The sequence below is a fragment of the Paenibacillus xinjiangensis genome, from assembly GCF_059686975.1.
The window spans coordinates 99,639-115,684 of sequence record NZ_JCAALS010000013.1 but is presented as its reverse complement, the minus strand read 5'-3'; the positions used below and the strand labels follow the sequence as shown (position 1 = coordinate 115,684).

At 47.2% G+C, this 16,046-nt stretch carries 9 protein-coding genes; all 9 read left to right on the top strand.

Annotation, left to right across the window (positions count from 1 at the left end; all coding sequences use genetic code 11):
* Positions 1–21 precede the first annotated feature (21 nt).
* The 9 genes from AC6ESP_RS14780 to AC6ESP_RS14740 all read left to right on the top strand — a co-directional run bounded on the left by AC6ESP_RS14780 (position 22) and on the right by AC6ESP_RS14740 (position 15,895).
* Positions 22–2,292 (top strand): beta-glucosidase family protein, encoded by a 2,271-nt coding sequence (locus AC6ESP_RS14780; protein ID WP_497097502.1) that lies wholly within the window; start codon positions 22–24, stop codon positions 2,290–2,292.
* A gap of 229 nt (positions 2,293–2,521) precedes the next feature.
* The gene (locus AC6ESP_RS14775) at positions 2,522–3,055 is read left to right on the top strand and encodes a sigma-70 family RNA polymerase sigma factor (protein WP_497097501.1); all 534 of its coding nucleotides are present in this window, start codon (positions 2,522–2,524) and stop codon (positions 3,053–3,055) included.
* Positions 3,042–4,142 (top strand): DUF4179 domain-containing protein, encoded by a 1,101-nt coding sequence (locus AC6ESP_RS14770; RefSeq protein WP_497097500.1) that lies wholly within the window; start codon positions 3,042–3,044, stop codon positions 4,140–4,142. The genes AC6ESP_RS14775 and AC6ESP_RS14770 overlap by 14 nt, the downstream gene beginning before the upstream one ends.
* Positions 4,143–4,152: 10 nt before the next feature.
* A complete protein-coding gene (locus AC6ESP_RS14765) occupies positions 4,153–4,461 on the top strand; it encodes a VanZ family protein (protein WP_497097499.1) in 309 nt (102 codons plus the stop codon).
* Between the two features lie 184 nt (positions 4,462–4,645).
* Positions 4,646–5,470, top strand: coding sequence for a methyl-accepting chemotaxis protein (locus tag AC6ESP_RS14760; protein ID WP_497097498.1), 825 nt, complete (start codon positions 4,646–4,648; stop codon positions 5,468–5,470).
* Between the two features lie 189 nt (positions 5,471–5,659).
* On the top strand, positions 5,660–7,066 hold the full coding sequence (locus AC6ESP_RS14755) for an MBOAT family O-acyltransferase (protein ID WP_497097497.1): 1,407 nt from the start codon (positions 5,660–5,662) through the stop codon (positions 7,064–7,066).
* 38 nt (positions 7,067–7,104) lie between these two features.
* Positions 7,105–8,391, top strand: a complete 1,287-nt coding sequence (locus tag AC6ESP_RS14750; RefSeq protein ID WP_497097496.1) for a DHHW family protein — start codon at positions 7,105–7,107, stop codon at positions 8,389–8,391.
* Between the two features lie 179 nt (positions 8,392–8,570).
* A complete protein-coding gene (locus AC6ESP_RS14745) occupies positions 8,571–13,103 on the top strand; it encodes an FG-GAP-like repeat-containing protein (protein ID WP_497097495.1) in 4,533 nt (1,510 codons plus the stop codon).
* A 257-nt stretch (positions 13,104–13,360) separates the two neighbouring features.
* Complete coding sequence (locus tag AC6ESP_RS14740; RefSeq protein ID WP_497097494.1) at positions 13,361–15,895, top strand: GH39 family glycosyl hydrolase; 2,535 nt, start codon at positions 13,361–13,363, stop codon at positions 15,893–15,895.
* The last annotated feature ends 151 nt before the right edge of the window (positions 15,896–16,046 follow it).

The window sequence follows — 16,046 nt, the reverse complement described above, 5'->3', positions numbered from 1 at the left end:
TTGTACAATGGAGGAGATTACATGAAGAGATCGACTAATGATTTAATAGCATTAATGACTTTGGATGAAAAAGCGTCTTTGTGTGCGGGTTCAAATATGTGGATGACGAAAGGCATCGAGCGTCTCGCTATCCCGCCTATTCATATGTATGACGGAACGAATGGCATACGGAAAACAAACAGCGATGAAGAAATGGGCGTAACCGGGGAGAACATTCCTGCCACTTGCTATCCGACGGGTTCAGCTATCGGCTCATCCTGGAGTATGGAATTGCTGCATGAGGTTGGTATTGCGCTTGGTGCGGAAGGGCGTAAGATGGGAGTAGAGCTGTTGCTTGGACCGGGTATTAATATGAAAAGAACGCCGCTCGGCGGACGGAACTTCGAATATTACTCCGAAGATCCGTGCTTATCAGGGGAGCTTGGTGTGGCGTTCGTAAACGGACTCCAAAGCCAAGGTGTAGGCGCTTCGGTCAAGCATTACGCTTGCAACAACCAAGAGTTTGAAAAGATGGTAACCAGCTCGGAAGTCGATGAGCGGACGCTGCGAGAAATTTATTTGAGCGCATTCGAACGTATCGTTAAAAAGGCGAGGCCTTGGACCTTGATGTGCTCCTACAATTTAGTTAACGGCTCATACGCTAGTGAGAACGAGCATTTGCTGGACGACATCTTGCGCAAGGAATGGGGCTATGACGGTGTTGTCATATCGGACTGGACAGCTGTGAACGACCGGATTCGCGGTCTTAAAGCAGGACTTGACCTAGAAATGCCGGGACCAGCCGATTATAATTCGAAGGCTATTGTCGACGCAGTGAAGAACGGGACGTTATCCGAAGCAAAGCTTGATGATTCTGTACGCCGCATACTAGAGCTAGTGTCCAAGACGACCGATGCTGCAGGGAATATGGCCGATGGTATCGATTATCATGAGCTTGCAAGGAAAGCGGCCGCTGAAAGCATTGTGCTGCTCAAAAACGACAATGACATTCTTCCGCTGGATGCCTCCCGTCTGAATAGCGTTGCCGTTATCGGCAGATTCGCCACACAGCCGCGAATTCAAGGCGCGGGCAGCGCAAAAGTAACGCCGACCCGCATCGATATTCCTATTGAGGAAATGCGAATGGCTGCAGGAGATTCGGTCTCGCTCGGATATGCTGAGGGCTATCCTCAAGACGATCGCACGGACGAACGGCTAATTGAGGAGAGTGTTGCGCTTGCTGCGTCTTCTGATGCTGCGATATTGTTCGTGGGTCAGCCTGAATATGCAGAATCAGAAATGCATGATTTGAAAGGAATCGAGCTGCCCTTGCATCAAGTGAGGCTGATCCAGGCAGTAGCAGCTGTACAGCCGCGATGTATTGTCGTGACGAGCAGCGGCAGCGCGATGGCGATGCGCCCTTGGGTGCAGCAAGTTCCTGGTGTGATCCATTCGTGGTTAAGTGGCCAAGGAAGCGGTAAAGCAATTGCCGACATTTTGTTTGGCCTCATTAATCCGTCTGGCAAGCTGTCCGAGACGTTCCCGGTGAAGCTCTCCGACAATCCATCTCATATGCGTATACGAGGCGAGAACGGTAAGCTCTATTACCGCGAAGGGCTGTTCGTTGGATATCGGTACTACGATAAAAAAGAGCTGGCGCCAGAGTTCCCGTTCGGACATGGATTATCCTATACGTCCTTTGTCTATTCTGGTCTGAAGACCAAGCAGCAGCAAGACGGAGCTGTAACCGTGTCCTTCACGGTCACGAATAACGGCAGCAGGTTCGGTAAAGAAGTGGTACAGCTTTATATTCATGATGAGGAATGCAAGTGGGCTCGTCCGGAAAAAGAGCTGAAAGCTTTTGATAAGATTGCTCTTGAAGCTGGTGAAAGCAAGGAGGTTTCCTTCACTCTCGAGGAACGCGACTTCTCCTATTACAATACGAAATTTGGCAAATGGGTCGCCGAAACGGGCTATTATCAAATCGTAATCGGAAGCTCCTCAAGAGATATCCGGATAAGAGAACGGATGCTCTGCGATTTTGGCAAGGAGGAGGCTTCCTTCCATAAATTCAGCTTGCTTACGGATTGGCTGAATGATCCGGCGGCGAAGACAGTGCTCGAGAGGTTCTTAGCCGAAATGAACGAGCATGTGGTCGACAAGATGATATTAAACGAAGAATTCGTTGGTTTCTGGGAGGACTTCCCAGTCGTGAAGCTCATCCAAATGTTCGGCCAAAGCTGGTTGGGAGAGCGTTCACCGGATTCGGTGATTGAAGAATTGATCAGTAACATCGAGCAAGAACGGCATTAATGAAGCATTCCTAGAAGAAATACATGAAAAAGCCGCAATGCGGCTTTTTTTGTTGTGGTGTGATGATCATATCGTTATCATTTTTTTAAATATTTATTATAACCTAACCTAACCTAACCTAACCTAATCCAATACAATTAAAATTAAAAAATAAGAAGTGACCATTTCACGATCCTATCGCTCTAATTAATAGACAGACAGACAGACAAACAAGAAAGGAGAACAAGATGTGGAGCTTACAAAACTTGCCGTAAAAGCAAAAGCAGGCGACTCTGATGCTTTTATCCAACTGATCAAGCAGCTAGAAAACTCTCTGTACTATATGGCCAAATCCATACTGCACAAAGAGGAAGATGTGGCGGATGCCTTACAAGAAACAATCCTTAAGGCTTACAAGGCTGTTGGTTCGCTAAGGGAGCCGAAGTTTTTCAAGACATGGGTGTTCAGGATCTTAATCAACGAATGCCACAGCATTATAGCGAAGCGAACAGATGCGGTTTATTATGACGAGGTTCCGCCAATTGCCACTCACTCTGATGATTATGAGAAGGTCGATCTGAGAGAAGCTGTTAACCAATTAGAGGAGCCACAGCGCATTGCGGTCATTCTTCATTATTTCGAAGATCTTCCGCTGCGCCAGGTGGCTCGAGTACTTAATATTTCGGAAAGCGCCGTGAAGATGCGACTTTTTCGAGCACGTGATACGTTGCAACGAACGTTAACTAATTTTCGTGAAGGGAACATGAACTATGGCAACATTTAATATAGATAAGGAATTTGAAAAGCTGGATACAAGCAATACGGAGATGTCCCCTCTTGTCAGAGCTCGTCTTGATGATACCTATGCCTTATTATCGAGGCAGCAAACCTCGAGCAGCGGAAGAGCGAAGGCTTCATCAGGGCTGCGCAAGTTCACCATTGCAACGGCAGCGGCAGGCATTCTAGGGGTCACTGCATTCTCCTCCGCATTCGTATCGCCGGTTATGGCAGATGCATTGAGGAGCATTCCAGTGATCAATAGCATCTTCAGCACGATACAAGGCGACATGGGACTCCGTACAGCTGGCGACCTCGGTCTTACAGCCTCCGTTAATGAAAGGGTGTCCTATGAAGATGTAAGTCTTGAAGTGACAGAGACCCTGTATGACGGTAACCGAGCTGTTGTACTATTGAACGTGTCAGCACCGAATCTTAACGATGGAGTCTATAACAACGGCAATAAGAATATGACGCTTAGTCAGGCGATTGACAATGTGGTTCTAACAATCGACGGCAAGTCGCAGAGTGGCGTATTCTACGGCAGCGCAGGTGAAGCTCATCCGAATACGATAGTCATAGAACAAGTAGTGGATCCGGCAGCTACTCCGGATTCCTTCCAGTCAGAATTGACGATCAAGCTGAGTGGGATTGATCATGAATTTGTCGTAGATATTCCGTTCGTGAGAACAACGGAGCAAGCGATTCAGACGAGCCCGAATGTCATCACTACGGGTAGTGAATATACCTTTTCCGTCGCTGAGGTGTCTGTAACACCGATCACCACTCGCGTAACAACCTCCATAGCGCTCACAGAGGCGAAGACCCTGACTAGCAAGCAGGAAAAGCGTCTGATCAAGCTCGGAGTAGCTGTGTATGACGATCAAGGACGGCAGCTGACTGCGCTGAACGGAGAAGGCATCTTGGAGGGGAATAGACTTGTATTTGATCGCCGATATGCTTCTACTCCGGGAGCAAGCCAATATCTAACGGTCAAACCCTTTGTAATCAAAGACGACTTCGCAGAGGTTGTGCAGGAAGATCAATTCTTGAAAGAGCTGGAGACGAAGATTGTGCTTCCTGCTGCCGATTGAGTAGAGAAAGATGTCTATTTCCTTCACAATACCAATACCATCATGGACCGTTATCGTTCCTCTATTACTGGCGCTGCTCCTGTACTTTGGAGCGAAGACGTTTGTTGCGAGTATTGCGAAATTCTCGATTGGTGTAAGCCTCTCTCTGGAGCTTCTACAGCTGCTCCTCCGGATTACTCTTGGCAACGGCAGAAGTACGGATATTAATGATATCATCGCCAATACCATTGGCGGCGTAGTTGGGTTTATCATTTATACGAAGCTCATACAAGTGAAGTCTATCCGAAGACTGACAGACAGCTATAGACTATCAGCTTAGGAGCGTACTATTTCATATCCCCCCGAAGAAGGTCGGCCAATCAGGTCGACCTTCTTCATTATGCTCTTATAGCAAGAATAGTTGCCCGAACCCTTCTCGAAATGAGTCTTCCAGCCGATAGTACTAGGTGTAGTAAAATAGTTACACTTTAATTAATGTATTGAAGAAATGGGGACTTGATTTTGTGAGGAATAACATTGATTCTTTGGATAAACTTGTAGCACATATACCTATACTTAAAGCCGCAATACCGGCTGATCTATCGATAGCTATCTGTGATTTGGAGAAGTTTATAGCGTATTTCCCTGGGGAGTCTATCAATCTAGCTATTAAGGAAGGCCAGCTGCTTAATAAACAAGAGCCGCTCTACATAGCGATACGTGACAACCAAGCATTGAAGGCGGATGTGCCAGCTAGCTTCTATGGCTATGAGTTTACAGGTACGGCAACCCCTCTTCATGACGAAGCGGGCCGTGTCATTGGCGGAATTGCGGTTCAAATCCGCAAGCAGAGCGAATTAAAAGCCATTGCCGAGCAGATCTCCATCTCACTATCGCAAGCGAATGATCAAATCACGAATATTGCATATGGCTCTAACTCACTCGCCGGCTTCTCTCAGCAATTGCTTATCCAATCTCAGCAGGCTGGGCAAGATATAGAGAATTCAACCGAGGTTCTATCCATTATCAAAAGAGTTGCGGATCAGACGAACTTACTCGGGCTGAACGCAGCTATAGAAGCAGCACATGCAGGGGAGAAAGGGAGAGGCTTCGAAGTCGTTGCCAAGGAAATTCGGAAGTTCTCCCAAGAAACGGTAGCGTCCACCCAGAACATTAATGAAACCATGATGCAGATTAAGGAAGTTACGAATCAAATGGCGGTGTCTATTGAGAAAATAGCTGTGATCGGACAAGAGCAGGCGGATTCTGTTCAGCATACGTCTACATTCATTGAGGAAATTAAGCGAATGTCCGAGAAGCTTGCTCAGTTTGCTAGTAAACTACAATAATAACAGCAATAAGGACTGGGAAACCGGTCTTTTTTGCTATGTTTCAACAATCCATTGTTCGATTATATGAAAAGTTCCTAATTTGTAACAGTACGAGAACATAGAGTATAATGTTCAAGGACATTTATGATATGTCAAATTATAGGCTGTTCATCGCCTGCATCATCCAACATGAGGGGGAAGTTTGGTTTGGTTTTTAGTTCAGTCATCTTTTTATTTTTCTTTCTACCTCTCGTCCTTGCGCTGTATTTTGCTGTACCATTCGCATTCAAGAATATAATTCTATTACTGTTCAGCTTGGTCTTCTATGCCTGGGGTGAGCCGAGGTATGTGCTGCTGATGCTAGTATCCATACTCATTAACTATGGTTATGGAATTTGGATCGATAGAGCACAGCACAGCGAGAATAAGAGGAAGGCGATACTTGCCTTTGCCATTATAGTGAATGTTGGGCTCCTGGGGTTTTTCAAATACGCGAACTTCATCGTCGATATGATCAATGCTGCCTTGCGTACGGATCTACAGCTGCAGCCGATCCCACTGCCGATAGGCATTTCATTTTATACGTTTCATGCGCTTAGCTATTTAATAGATGTGTATAGAAAAAAAGAAGAAGCGCAGCGCAATTTATTCAAATTATCGCTGTATATTACCTTTTTCCCGCAGCTGGTAGCAGGGCCTATCATCCGTTACAATGCAGTCGCTGAGCAGCTTAGCAAGCGCGTATTCTCCTCGACGCAATTCGCTGAAGGGATTCAACGGTTCATTCTAGGCTTGTCCAAAAAAATACTGTTAGCTAACCCTCTGGGGGCTGCGGCCGATACCGTATTCATGACGTCTACTACAGACCTGTCAACCGGCAGTGCCTGGATTGGCATTATTGCTTATACGCTGCAAATCTACTTTGATTTCTCGGGTTATAGCGATATGGCTATCGGGTTAGGCAAAATGTTCGGGTTCGAGTTCGCAGAGAATTTCAATTATCCATACATAGCTAAGAGCATATCAGAGTTCTGGAGACGCTGGCATATCTCTCTGGGCAGTTGGTTCAGAGATTATGTATATATCCCGCTCGGCGGAAGCCGGGTTGCTCGGTGGAAAATATATCGCAACTTGTTTATCGTATGGGCGCTAACTGGGCTCTGGCATGGAGCGAGCTGGACCTTCATTGCTTGGGGACTCTACTACGGCATTTTGATCGCGCTAGAGAAAGCAGGTCTAGAGAGGCTGCTGTCTAGGCTATATCCGCTTAATCATGTGGTGGTGCTGCTGCTTGTCATGATCGGATGGGTGTTCTTCCGCGCTGACAACATGGGTTACGCAACAGATTTCATTACGGCGATGTTCCATACACGTGGCGATGAGCTGTTCGATGCTCAGGCTCTCTCGCTGCTGTCTTTGAATTGGCTCTATCTTACTATTGCTTGTCTAGTTGCTGCTCCCCTATTCCCGAAGCTGCAGAAGCTGCGATTCAATAAGCCGCTGGCTGGCATACAAGCCGCTGTTGCGTTCGTATTTTACTTTTTCTTATTGGTAGAAGTAATCTTGTATTTGGTTAGCTCAACGTATAATCCTTTCTTATATTTTAGATTCTAAATGTCATACAACAAGGTTAGCAAGGGAGTATCCATACCGTGAATAAATCAATCTCAATCGTATATATGGTAACCTTCTTAGTCATTATTGGCGGGTTCTCCATAACCAGCCTTATTCTGCCGGATAAGAGCTTCTCCATCAGCGAGAATAGAACGTTAAGCAAGCTGCCCACGATCAGCACCCATGCATTGGCATCACGAAGCTTCTTCGAGGATATGAACCAGTACTTGAATGATCAAATTGTGTTCCGTGACGAGATGGTTTGGGCGTATCAGAATCAGCAAAATTCCAAAATGTTCAACTCCATGCTGGTCGAGAACATCCTCCATGCGAATACCCCGCAGAAGCCGGAGGATGGGACCAAGGTAAAGGATGCCCGTATTGTGTCCAAGCTTGTCATAACGAACAATAAGTGGATATTCCCTGTACCTAGCAAAGTCGTCTATACGAATCAGATCGATGCCTCGCTCGCCAAGCTAAGCGAGGCAGTTACGTTCGCCGAGGCTGAAGGGACAGAAACGTACTTCGTCTTCAATCCATCGAGAACCAAAGCCTTGATGCATTTGTACCCGGCCTATCTGCAGACGGATTCTTATATCAAGTCGAAGCAGTATTTCTTGTCTAAGATCGATCCGGCTATTCAAGTTGTTGATGTCGGGGACAGGTTCGATACGTACACGAAGGCAGAGCTGGAGGAGCTGTACTTGGAGACCGACCATCATTGGAATATCCAAGGCGCTTTCTCCGCGTATCAAGAAATGATTACCCAAATCTCGGACAGATCGCCTCTATTCGAAGATCAGCCGATGTCCTTGAATGAGATCAACATCTCTCAGCTGATAGACGGCAGATTCGAAGGCAGCTATAATAATCAGATCAATTACGTGATCAATCCGAAGAAGGCAGATCGAACGATTATTTACGAGCCTAAGACCCCGTTCTCCTTCGCGAACTTCGAAGTGATTAATAAGGATGGTACGGAGACAGTATCAGACTTTGACGATTTCTACGGGTTCAAAAGAGGTCGAAGTACGTATGCCTATGGCACCATCTATGGGGGAGACAGACAAAAAATCGCCTATGAGAACCCACAGGCGAACAATCAATTGAATGTCCTGCTGCTGAAGGATTCCTACATGAACCCCATTACGCCGTATTTAGCTCAGCATTTCAACAAACTGACCGTTCTCGATAATCGCTATTATTCGGAATTCAGCCTACAGAATATTTTAGAGAGTGAACATTACGATATGTTAATCCTTGCTTTCCACGACGATAATCTGTTTAGCGGCACCTATAATTTTGAGAAAAAGAATGGTGGTTAGGGCAGCTTGACCTGCCCGTTCGTACAGGAAGGGCCCGTTTCTCCACTTGAGGAGGAGCGGGCTCTTCCTGTTGGCCTGGCACATCTCAGCTAGAATCTGAAAATCTCTCGAATTAGGATTACATATGGATGGATTTGGTTGTATGATTATAGCAGTATTTGTCGAAAGGGAGATGGAAGATGGGATTTTTAACAAAAGGGACTCTACGATACAAACTGCTGCCGATAGTGCTGTGTTTGTCACTGCTAGCCGCACCTGTGCAAGGGTATGCCGCGGCGCCGGTGTTCCAGGATGAGGTTCAATATTATAACGGTAGTAATATCATTGACGTAGAGAGTTCGGATGTTAATGGAGATGGTAAAGAAGATTTAATAGTTGTGGATATAGGAAACAATAGTGTATCTATCCTGTTAGGTAATGGAGATGGGACCTTCCAAGCTCAGAAGGATGTGAGTGTAGGGGCGAACCCTAGGGGACTTGCAATTGCGGACTTCGACCATGATGGCAAGGCGGATATCGTTGTTACCAGTGCGAATGAGAATTCGATCAGCATCCTAAAGGGAGATGGAGACGGGAGCTTCGAGGTATCTAGCTCGATTCCAGTCGGGGTCTGGCCGATTGATGTCGTTACCACGGATTTGAACGGGGATGGCGAGGTAGATATTGTCGTTTCTAACTATAATTCAAATAACTTGTCGGTTCTAGAAGGTGCTGGAGATGGGACTTTCGTGGTACAAACACAGCTGCCAGTAGGGGTATATCCGAGAAGTTTAGTGGCAGCCGACTTTGATGGAGATGGCAGGATGGATCTTGCTACTACTAATCATGGTTCACATAATATAAGTGTACTGCTCAATAGTGGAGCTGGGAACGTGATTTCATTTGGCCCGAGCATGAATTACAGTACTGGCCAATCGCCTCTAGCCATTCATGCTGCTGATTTTAACTCGGATGGCAATATGGACTTGGCTTTAGCTTCGAATGGTGACCATAGTGCAAACGTCCTTCTTGGCCAAGGAGATGGGTCATTCGGATCGTACTCATCCTACCATCTAGGTAATTACCCTCTTGATATTACAGTAGGAGATTTCGATGGAGATGGCGTGCTTGATCTGGCTGGAGGTGTGCAGGCTGCTAATCTTGCGATTCTATTCGGCAATACAGATGGAACCTTTGGGCCTTTATGGAACTATCCTTTTGGGGCGGCTACAGGTATTCTGACTGCTGGTGATTTCAATGGTGATGACAAAGCAGACATCGCTATTCGAAGTACCACTCATATTCAGGTTCTGAACAGTGTAGTGGAGGCATCGGCTCCTACGAATATTACGCTTTCTAACACTCAGATTGCTGAGAATAATGCCGCAGGCACAACGGTAGGGACACTTAGCGCTGTGGATAATAATGCAGGAGAGAGCTTTACTTATAGTTTGGTGAGCGGCTCTGGAGATACGGATAACGACCGCTTCGAGATTAGTGGTAATGCGCTATTAGCAGCCGCGAGCATTGATTACGAAGCCCAATCTTCCTACAGTATTCTTGTGAGGGTGACAGACTCAGCGGGCCTTACATTCGAGAAGAGCTTTACAATTGAGGTCTTGAATGTGAACGAAGATCCCACAGAGATGACGATATCGCATTCAATCATACCCGAGAATGCAGCAGTTGGCACAACAGTGGGAAGTTTAAGCGCTACAGACCCGGATACAGATGAGAACTTCACCTTTACCTTAGTAAGTGGAGCTGGCAGCACAGATAACAGCAGCTTCAGCATCTCTGGCAATAGGCTGCAGACGGCAGCTAACCTTGACTTCGAGACGCAATCGAACTACAGCATCCGTGTTCGAGTAACAGACAGCGGGGGTCTAAGCTATGAGAAAGTGTTCACCATCACGGTTGAGGATGCTAATGAGGCACCAACAGATGTGAGGTTAACGGGAACGTCGATTGAGGAGAATCAGCCGTCGGGAACGTTGGTAGGAACGTTTGGCGCTATCGACGAGAATATTGGTGATGCCTTAGTCTATAGCCTAGTGACTGGAGCTGGAAGCACGGACAATAGCAGCTTTCAGATTGTGAATGATCAGCTGCTTACCAATGCTATTTTTGATTATGAAGCCAGAGACAGCTATGAGATTCGGGTACGAGTGACGGATGATGGCGTTCCTGCGCTTAGTTACGAGAAGACCTTTGTTATAACGGTAGTTAACCTCAACGAAGCGCCTACGGAGCTCAGCTTGTCTTCAACAACGATAGACGAGAATGAACCTGTTGGAACAACCATAGGGTCCTTCAGTGCATCGGATACGGATCAAGACGAGACGCTGACGTACACACTTTTCAGTGGGGCAGGAGATACGGATAACACACGTTTCATTCTGGATGAGGCGGAGCTTGTGCTTAATACGGGCTTGGATTATGAGACTCAATCGAGCTACAGCATTCGTGTTCAGGTGAAGGATTCTTCGGGCCACACTCTGGAGAAGGTCTTCCTCATTACAGTTAATGATGTGAATGAAGCACCCGAAGGAACGCTCCTTATTCAAAGCGATGCAGAAGTCATTGGTACACGAGACATTACCATGCAGCTGACTGCCTCCGATCCTGATGGTGACACACTGGACATGCGCTTCTCTAACGACGGTGCGGCATGGGGAGTATGGGAGCCTTTTGCAGCAACCAAAGCATGGACGCTCTCTACGCAAGATGGAGACAAAACGGTATACATGCAGCTTCGCGATGAAAAGGGCCTAACCAGCCTAGCTTATGAAGCAGGTATAACCCTGGATATGACCGCGCCAACAGGTACGATTGTCATTCAGAATGGAGATGTGACAGCTAGACATCAACAAACGATATTGACCGTTACAGCAGAGGATGTTGGCGGAATCGGGGGCGTGCATGCGAGATTCTCGAATGATCTGACCAGCTGGAGTGAATGGGAAGCCGTGGAGTCAACTGCCTATAGCAAGGACTGGACGCTGGAAGCTGGTAAAGGAACGAAGACGGTATACATGGAGCTGAGAGATGCTCTAGACAATACCAATGTGAGCCTATCGGATACGATTGATTACAAGTCGTTGCCGCAGCTCTCGAATGTCTCGCGAACAGGCGAAAATACGGATATCATTGCATTGTCTGGAGATGACTTCAGGTACAGTAATGAGGATGGAGGCGGACTACAGAGTATTCAGCTCATAACCCTTCCGGAATATGGAGCGATTAAGCTGGATGGTACAGCTGTGATCGCTGGCCAGTCGATAGACATGGCGGATGCTGCGAAGCTGACCTATACACCAAGAAGCGGATGGAGAGGAACAACCACGCTGGAGTGGAATGGCAGTGATGGAGAGGTCTATGCAGAATCCAATGCTTATGTAACGTTTACGGTAACCGGAGGCTCTGGTTCTGGTTCTGGTTCTGGTTCGACATCTACACCTACTCAACCAAGTACGGAGAGTCTTGCTATAACCATAAACGGAGCTGTTCATGAGCAGTTTGCTACAGCGAGTACTACTACGTCAAGCGATGGCCGTACGATAACGACCATTACGCTCGATGATAATAAACTGCTGCCGATACTTGCTACAATAGATCAACACGCAACGATTACGATTCCATACCTCAAAGAGTCGGATCAGGTTTCCGTTATGCTGAGTGGTCCAATCGCTGCAAGCCTGACATTGAAAGGCATTACCTTGCAGCTGCAGACTGCAGCTGCATCGTATAGTGTTCCAGGAAGTGAGATCGAGCTGGATGCATTGTCCTCGCAATTCGGGGGACAATTGGAGCTGAAGGATCTGGCGGTCAACGTTACCATTACGAAGCTATCACCAGATTCCCCTGAAGCTGCTTTCCAGAAGGTGAACAACGGGAATATCTTGTTTGTAGCACCAGCAGTGGATTTTCAAATGACGGCTGCCTATAATGGCAAGACTGTGGATATCAGGCAATTCAATCGTTATGTCGAGAGAAGGATTGTCATTCCAGACGGCATTACTGTGGATCAATTCACAACAGGTGTTGTGGTGAAGTCGGATGGAACTATTGCACATGTGCCTACCAAGCTAGTGGAGCAAGATGGTCGTTATTATGCTGTCATTAATAGCCTGACCAACAGTATCTACTCTGTCATTTATAATGAACAATCATTCGTGGATCTGGCCAGCCATTGGTCGAAAGACATTGTAGAGGAGATGGGTGCAAGGCTGATCGTAAGCGGTGTGGATGACACACATTTCGCGCCAGATACAGCGATTACTCGGGCAGAATTTACAGCAATAATGGTTCGGGCATTAGGCCTGAGGGAAGCCGATCAATCGACAGCCTTTACCGATGTTGAAGCGAAGGATTGGTATTATACCTCAGTGGCAATCGGTCAGCAGTATGGCTTGATTCAGGGCTACAGCGGATCGGGGTTCGGTCCAGGCCAATCGATTACCCGTCAGGAGGCGATGGTGATTGTGCAGCGTGCATTACAGCTTGCTGGTCAAGAGATAGTGATGACGAATGAGGATATAGATGCGCAGCTACTAGGCTTTACAGATTCCTCGAGCGTTGCTGGATGGGCGAAAGCTGCTGCGGCATTGTCGATGAAGCTGGGTATTATTGAAGGAAGTGATGGTCTTGCCAGTCCTGAGCGTTCTATTACAAGGGCAGAGACAGCGGTCATTATGAATAGAATGCTGGAGGCAGCAGGCCTAATCCAATAATTAGAGAATCCGGGAGGGGATATACATACCTCCTTGGATTCTGCTGTGGAGTGATACGTGAACCTCATGAAGTTCAAGCTCGGAGGAGAAAAAGACAGGCGGTGATACCGATCTGACACACTGCGGTGTTCGGATCGGTTTTTTTTTGGTCGGCTTAGCTATTGTTATTGAGGTGGCTGGCATAGGACAAACGTCCCTCGTTAATGCTAATATGAATACAATGATTGCATCTGTTAGTTCGGTAAGGAGGTCCACCTATGCGAAATTCCATCTATGAAATGGTAGAGACCGGCGACGCCTTGCCATTCGACGTTTCTCTACATAGCGTTAATTATGTACCCAGCCATTGGCATAATAGTCTAGAGATGATCTTCGTCCTGCGCGGCAAGCTGGAAGTAACTGTGAACAATGAGCAATTCTCTCTGCTCGAGGGGGATGTCCTGCTTATTAATGACTGCCATGTGCATGAGGTGATCGGTCTAGATCAGAATATTATCGCGACCTTTCAGATTCCTACCTCCTATTTGAATGAACACATCAGAGGAATCGAACATATCCAATTCGGATGCAACTCTCGATCTGCTGGCAGTGAGCAAAGACTGGCGCTGGATCGCATCCGTCAGTTCATGGCGGAGATGGTTCAGCTCAAGCACAAGAAGAGTGAGGTCTACGTGCTGGAGATGCAGGTGAGACTGCTCAGTATTTTTACAATCTTAATGAAGCAGTTCAAGACCCAGACGACCAGTGGCGCAATGAATGAGAAGTACATGGAGCGAATGCTTCGTATTATTCGTTATATTGAGGACAATTACAAGGAACCGGTGACGCTGCAGGCCATAGCAGAGAGCGAGTTTCTATCTGTCCCGTATTTATCCAAGTTCTTCAGCGAGAATATCGGTCTGAACTTCCAGTCCTATCTGACGAGCATTCGGCTCAAAAATGCAGTCGAGGGCCTTCTGCGCAGCGACGAGGTATCCATTGCAGATCTTGCGCTCGAGCATGGGTTCCCGAACGCCAAATCCTTCTATACAGCCTTTAAGACCAAATATAAGATGACACCGAATGAATATCGGAATCAATATCGTCCGGAGCTAGAGGCGGATCAGGAGTCGTCTTCTTCGAACTATTTTGCATTCAGCCAGTCCAACGCGCTTGGCATTATTAATCAGTATTTGCAGCGTGGGCAATCGTTCCTATCGACCGATGTACAGACGCTGGAGCTGATGAACGTTAAGGTTGACGTTACGGGGAGCAGCCAGCCCCTCAGGCATACGTGGAAAAACCTCATTACGATCGGCAAAGCGAAGGAAGGGCTCCATGCGGATGTGCAGGAGCAGCTGCGTTATATGCAGCAGATTTCAGCTTTTCGTTATTTGCGGTTTCACGGTATATTCGATGACAGCATGATGGTCTATCAAGAGAATGATCAGGGTGAGCCGCGCTTCAACTTCAGACTGATCGATCAGCTGTTTGACTTCCTGCTGTCTATCGGCCTCAAGCCATTCGTTGAATTAGGCTTCATGCCTGCAGATATGGCAGCCGATAAGAGCATGACGGTGTTCTATCGCTCCAGCTGTGTGAGCCCTCCGAAGACGATGGACCGCTGGGGTGAGCTGGTGGATCGATTCATGCGCCACTGTATTAATCGTTATGGGCTCGAGGAGGTGGAGAGCTGGCGGTTCGAGTTCTGGAACGAGCCAGAGCTGCAAATCTTTATGCCAGGCACGTTAGAGAATTATATGGAGATGTACCGTCAGACCTATCATGCGCTCAAGTCGATCTCAAGCAACCTGCTGATTGGGGCGCCAGGCAGAGTCATCACATTCTCATCGAAGCTGTTGTTCCATGCATTCATCAGCTATTGCCGAGAGAACGATTGCTTGCCGGATTTCTTCCCCCTTCATTTCTATCCGCATGAGGATCTGGATGAGCTGAACTGGGAGACTGGACAGTTGGATGAATGGTTCAAGCTGCAATCTTATCGTCAGCTGCTCACAGAGTTTATGGGCATTTCAGCGAATCCTGATTATTTGAAGGACATGCTGAGTAGAGAGCGAAGCCTGCTGGCTGAGCATGGCTTGGCGGATCGAGAGCAGTATCTAACCGAGTGGAACTCTACAGCCTATCATCGAGAATTAACGAATGATACATTGTACAAAGCCGCTTATATTGTGAAAAATATAGTCGATAATCTCGATACAATCGAAGGATTCGGATACTGGGTGCTTAGCGATAATATAGAGGAGACAGCGGCCTCTTCTCAGCTGTTCCACGGAGGGCTTGGACTGATTGCGCAGTATGGCATTCCCAAAGCCGGCTTGTTCGCCTATGAACTGCTAGCCAAGCTGGGGGATAAGCTGATAGCCCGCGGAGAGGGTTATATCGTGACGGCCGGACGAGGGGGATATCAAATTCTATCCTTCAACTATTGTCACTACGACGAGCTGTACGCGCTGGGTGATACCTCCTTTATAGACGAGTTGAATCGCTATAACGGCTTCAAGGAGGACAAGACGATCAAGCTTGAGGTGGAGCTGAAGGGCCTGACTAGCGGCAAGTACCGTGTAGTTACACATTCATTAAACCGCAAGCATGGCAGCAGTTACGATGCTTGGCTTGCCATGGGAGCGCCAGCGTCGCTTACGAAGGAGGATATTCGCTATTTGAAGCTGCATGCTCATCCTCACAGACGTGTCAGCGAGGTGGAGCTGGATAACGACATGACGAGCATATCGATATTGGAGCCTCATGCCGTCGAGCTTGTAGAGCTCATTCCGATGCTTAGGGTATAGCTATTGGGTTAATTGTTAATGTGGCAAGTCCAAGGTTATTGAAGCGCTTTCAGGAAAGACATTAAATATCACCCCATAAGAGAGTAAGCTGCAGCCTGTCGACGGACAGGCTTTTTCTTATATAATCTAAATTGTAAACGATTTCGGAAAG

Bases quoted from the DNA above. Each gene is read 5' to 3' on its own strand.
- AC6ESP_RS14780 (WP_497097502.1), top strand. From the start codon at position 22: ATGAAGAGATCGACTAATGATTTAATAGCATTAATGACTTTGGATGAA.
- AC6ESP_RS14770 (WP_497097500.1), top strand. From the start codon at position 3,042: ATGGCAACATTTAATATAGATAAGGAATTTGAAAAGCTGGATACAAGC.
- AC6ESP_RS14765 (WP_497097499.1), top strand. From the start codon at position 4,153: ATGTCTATTTCCTTCACAATACCAATACCATCATGGACCGTTATCGTT.
- AC6ESP_RS14745 (WP_497097495.1), top strand. From the start codon at position 8,571: ATGGGATTTTTAACAAAAGGGACTCTACGATACAAACTGCTGCCGATA.
- AC6ESP_RS14740 (WP_497097494.1), top strand. From the start codon at position 13,361: ATGCGAAATTCCATCTATGAAATGGTAGAGACCGGCGACGCCTTGCCA.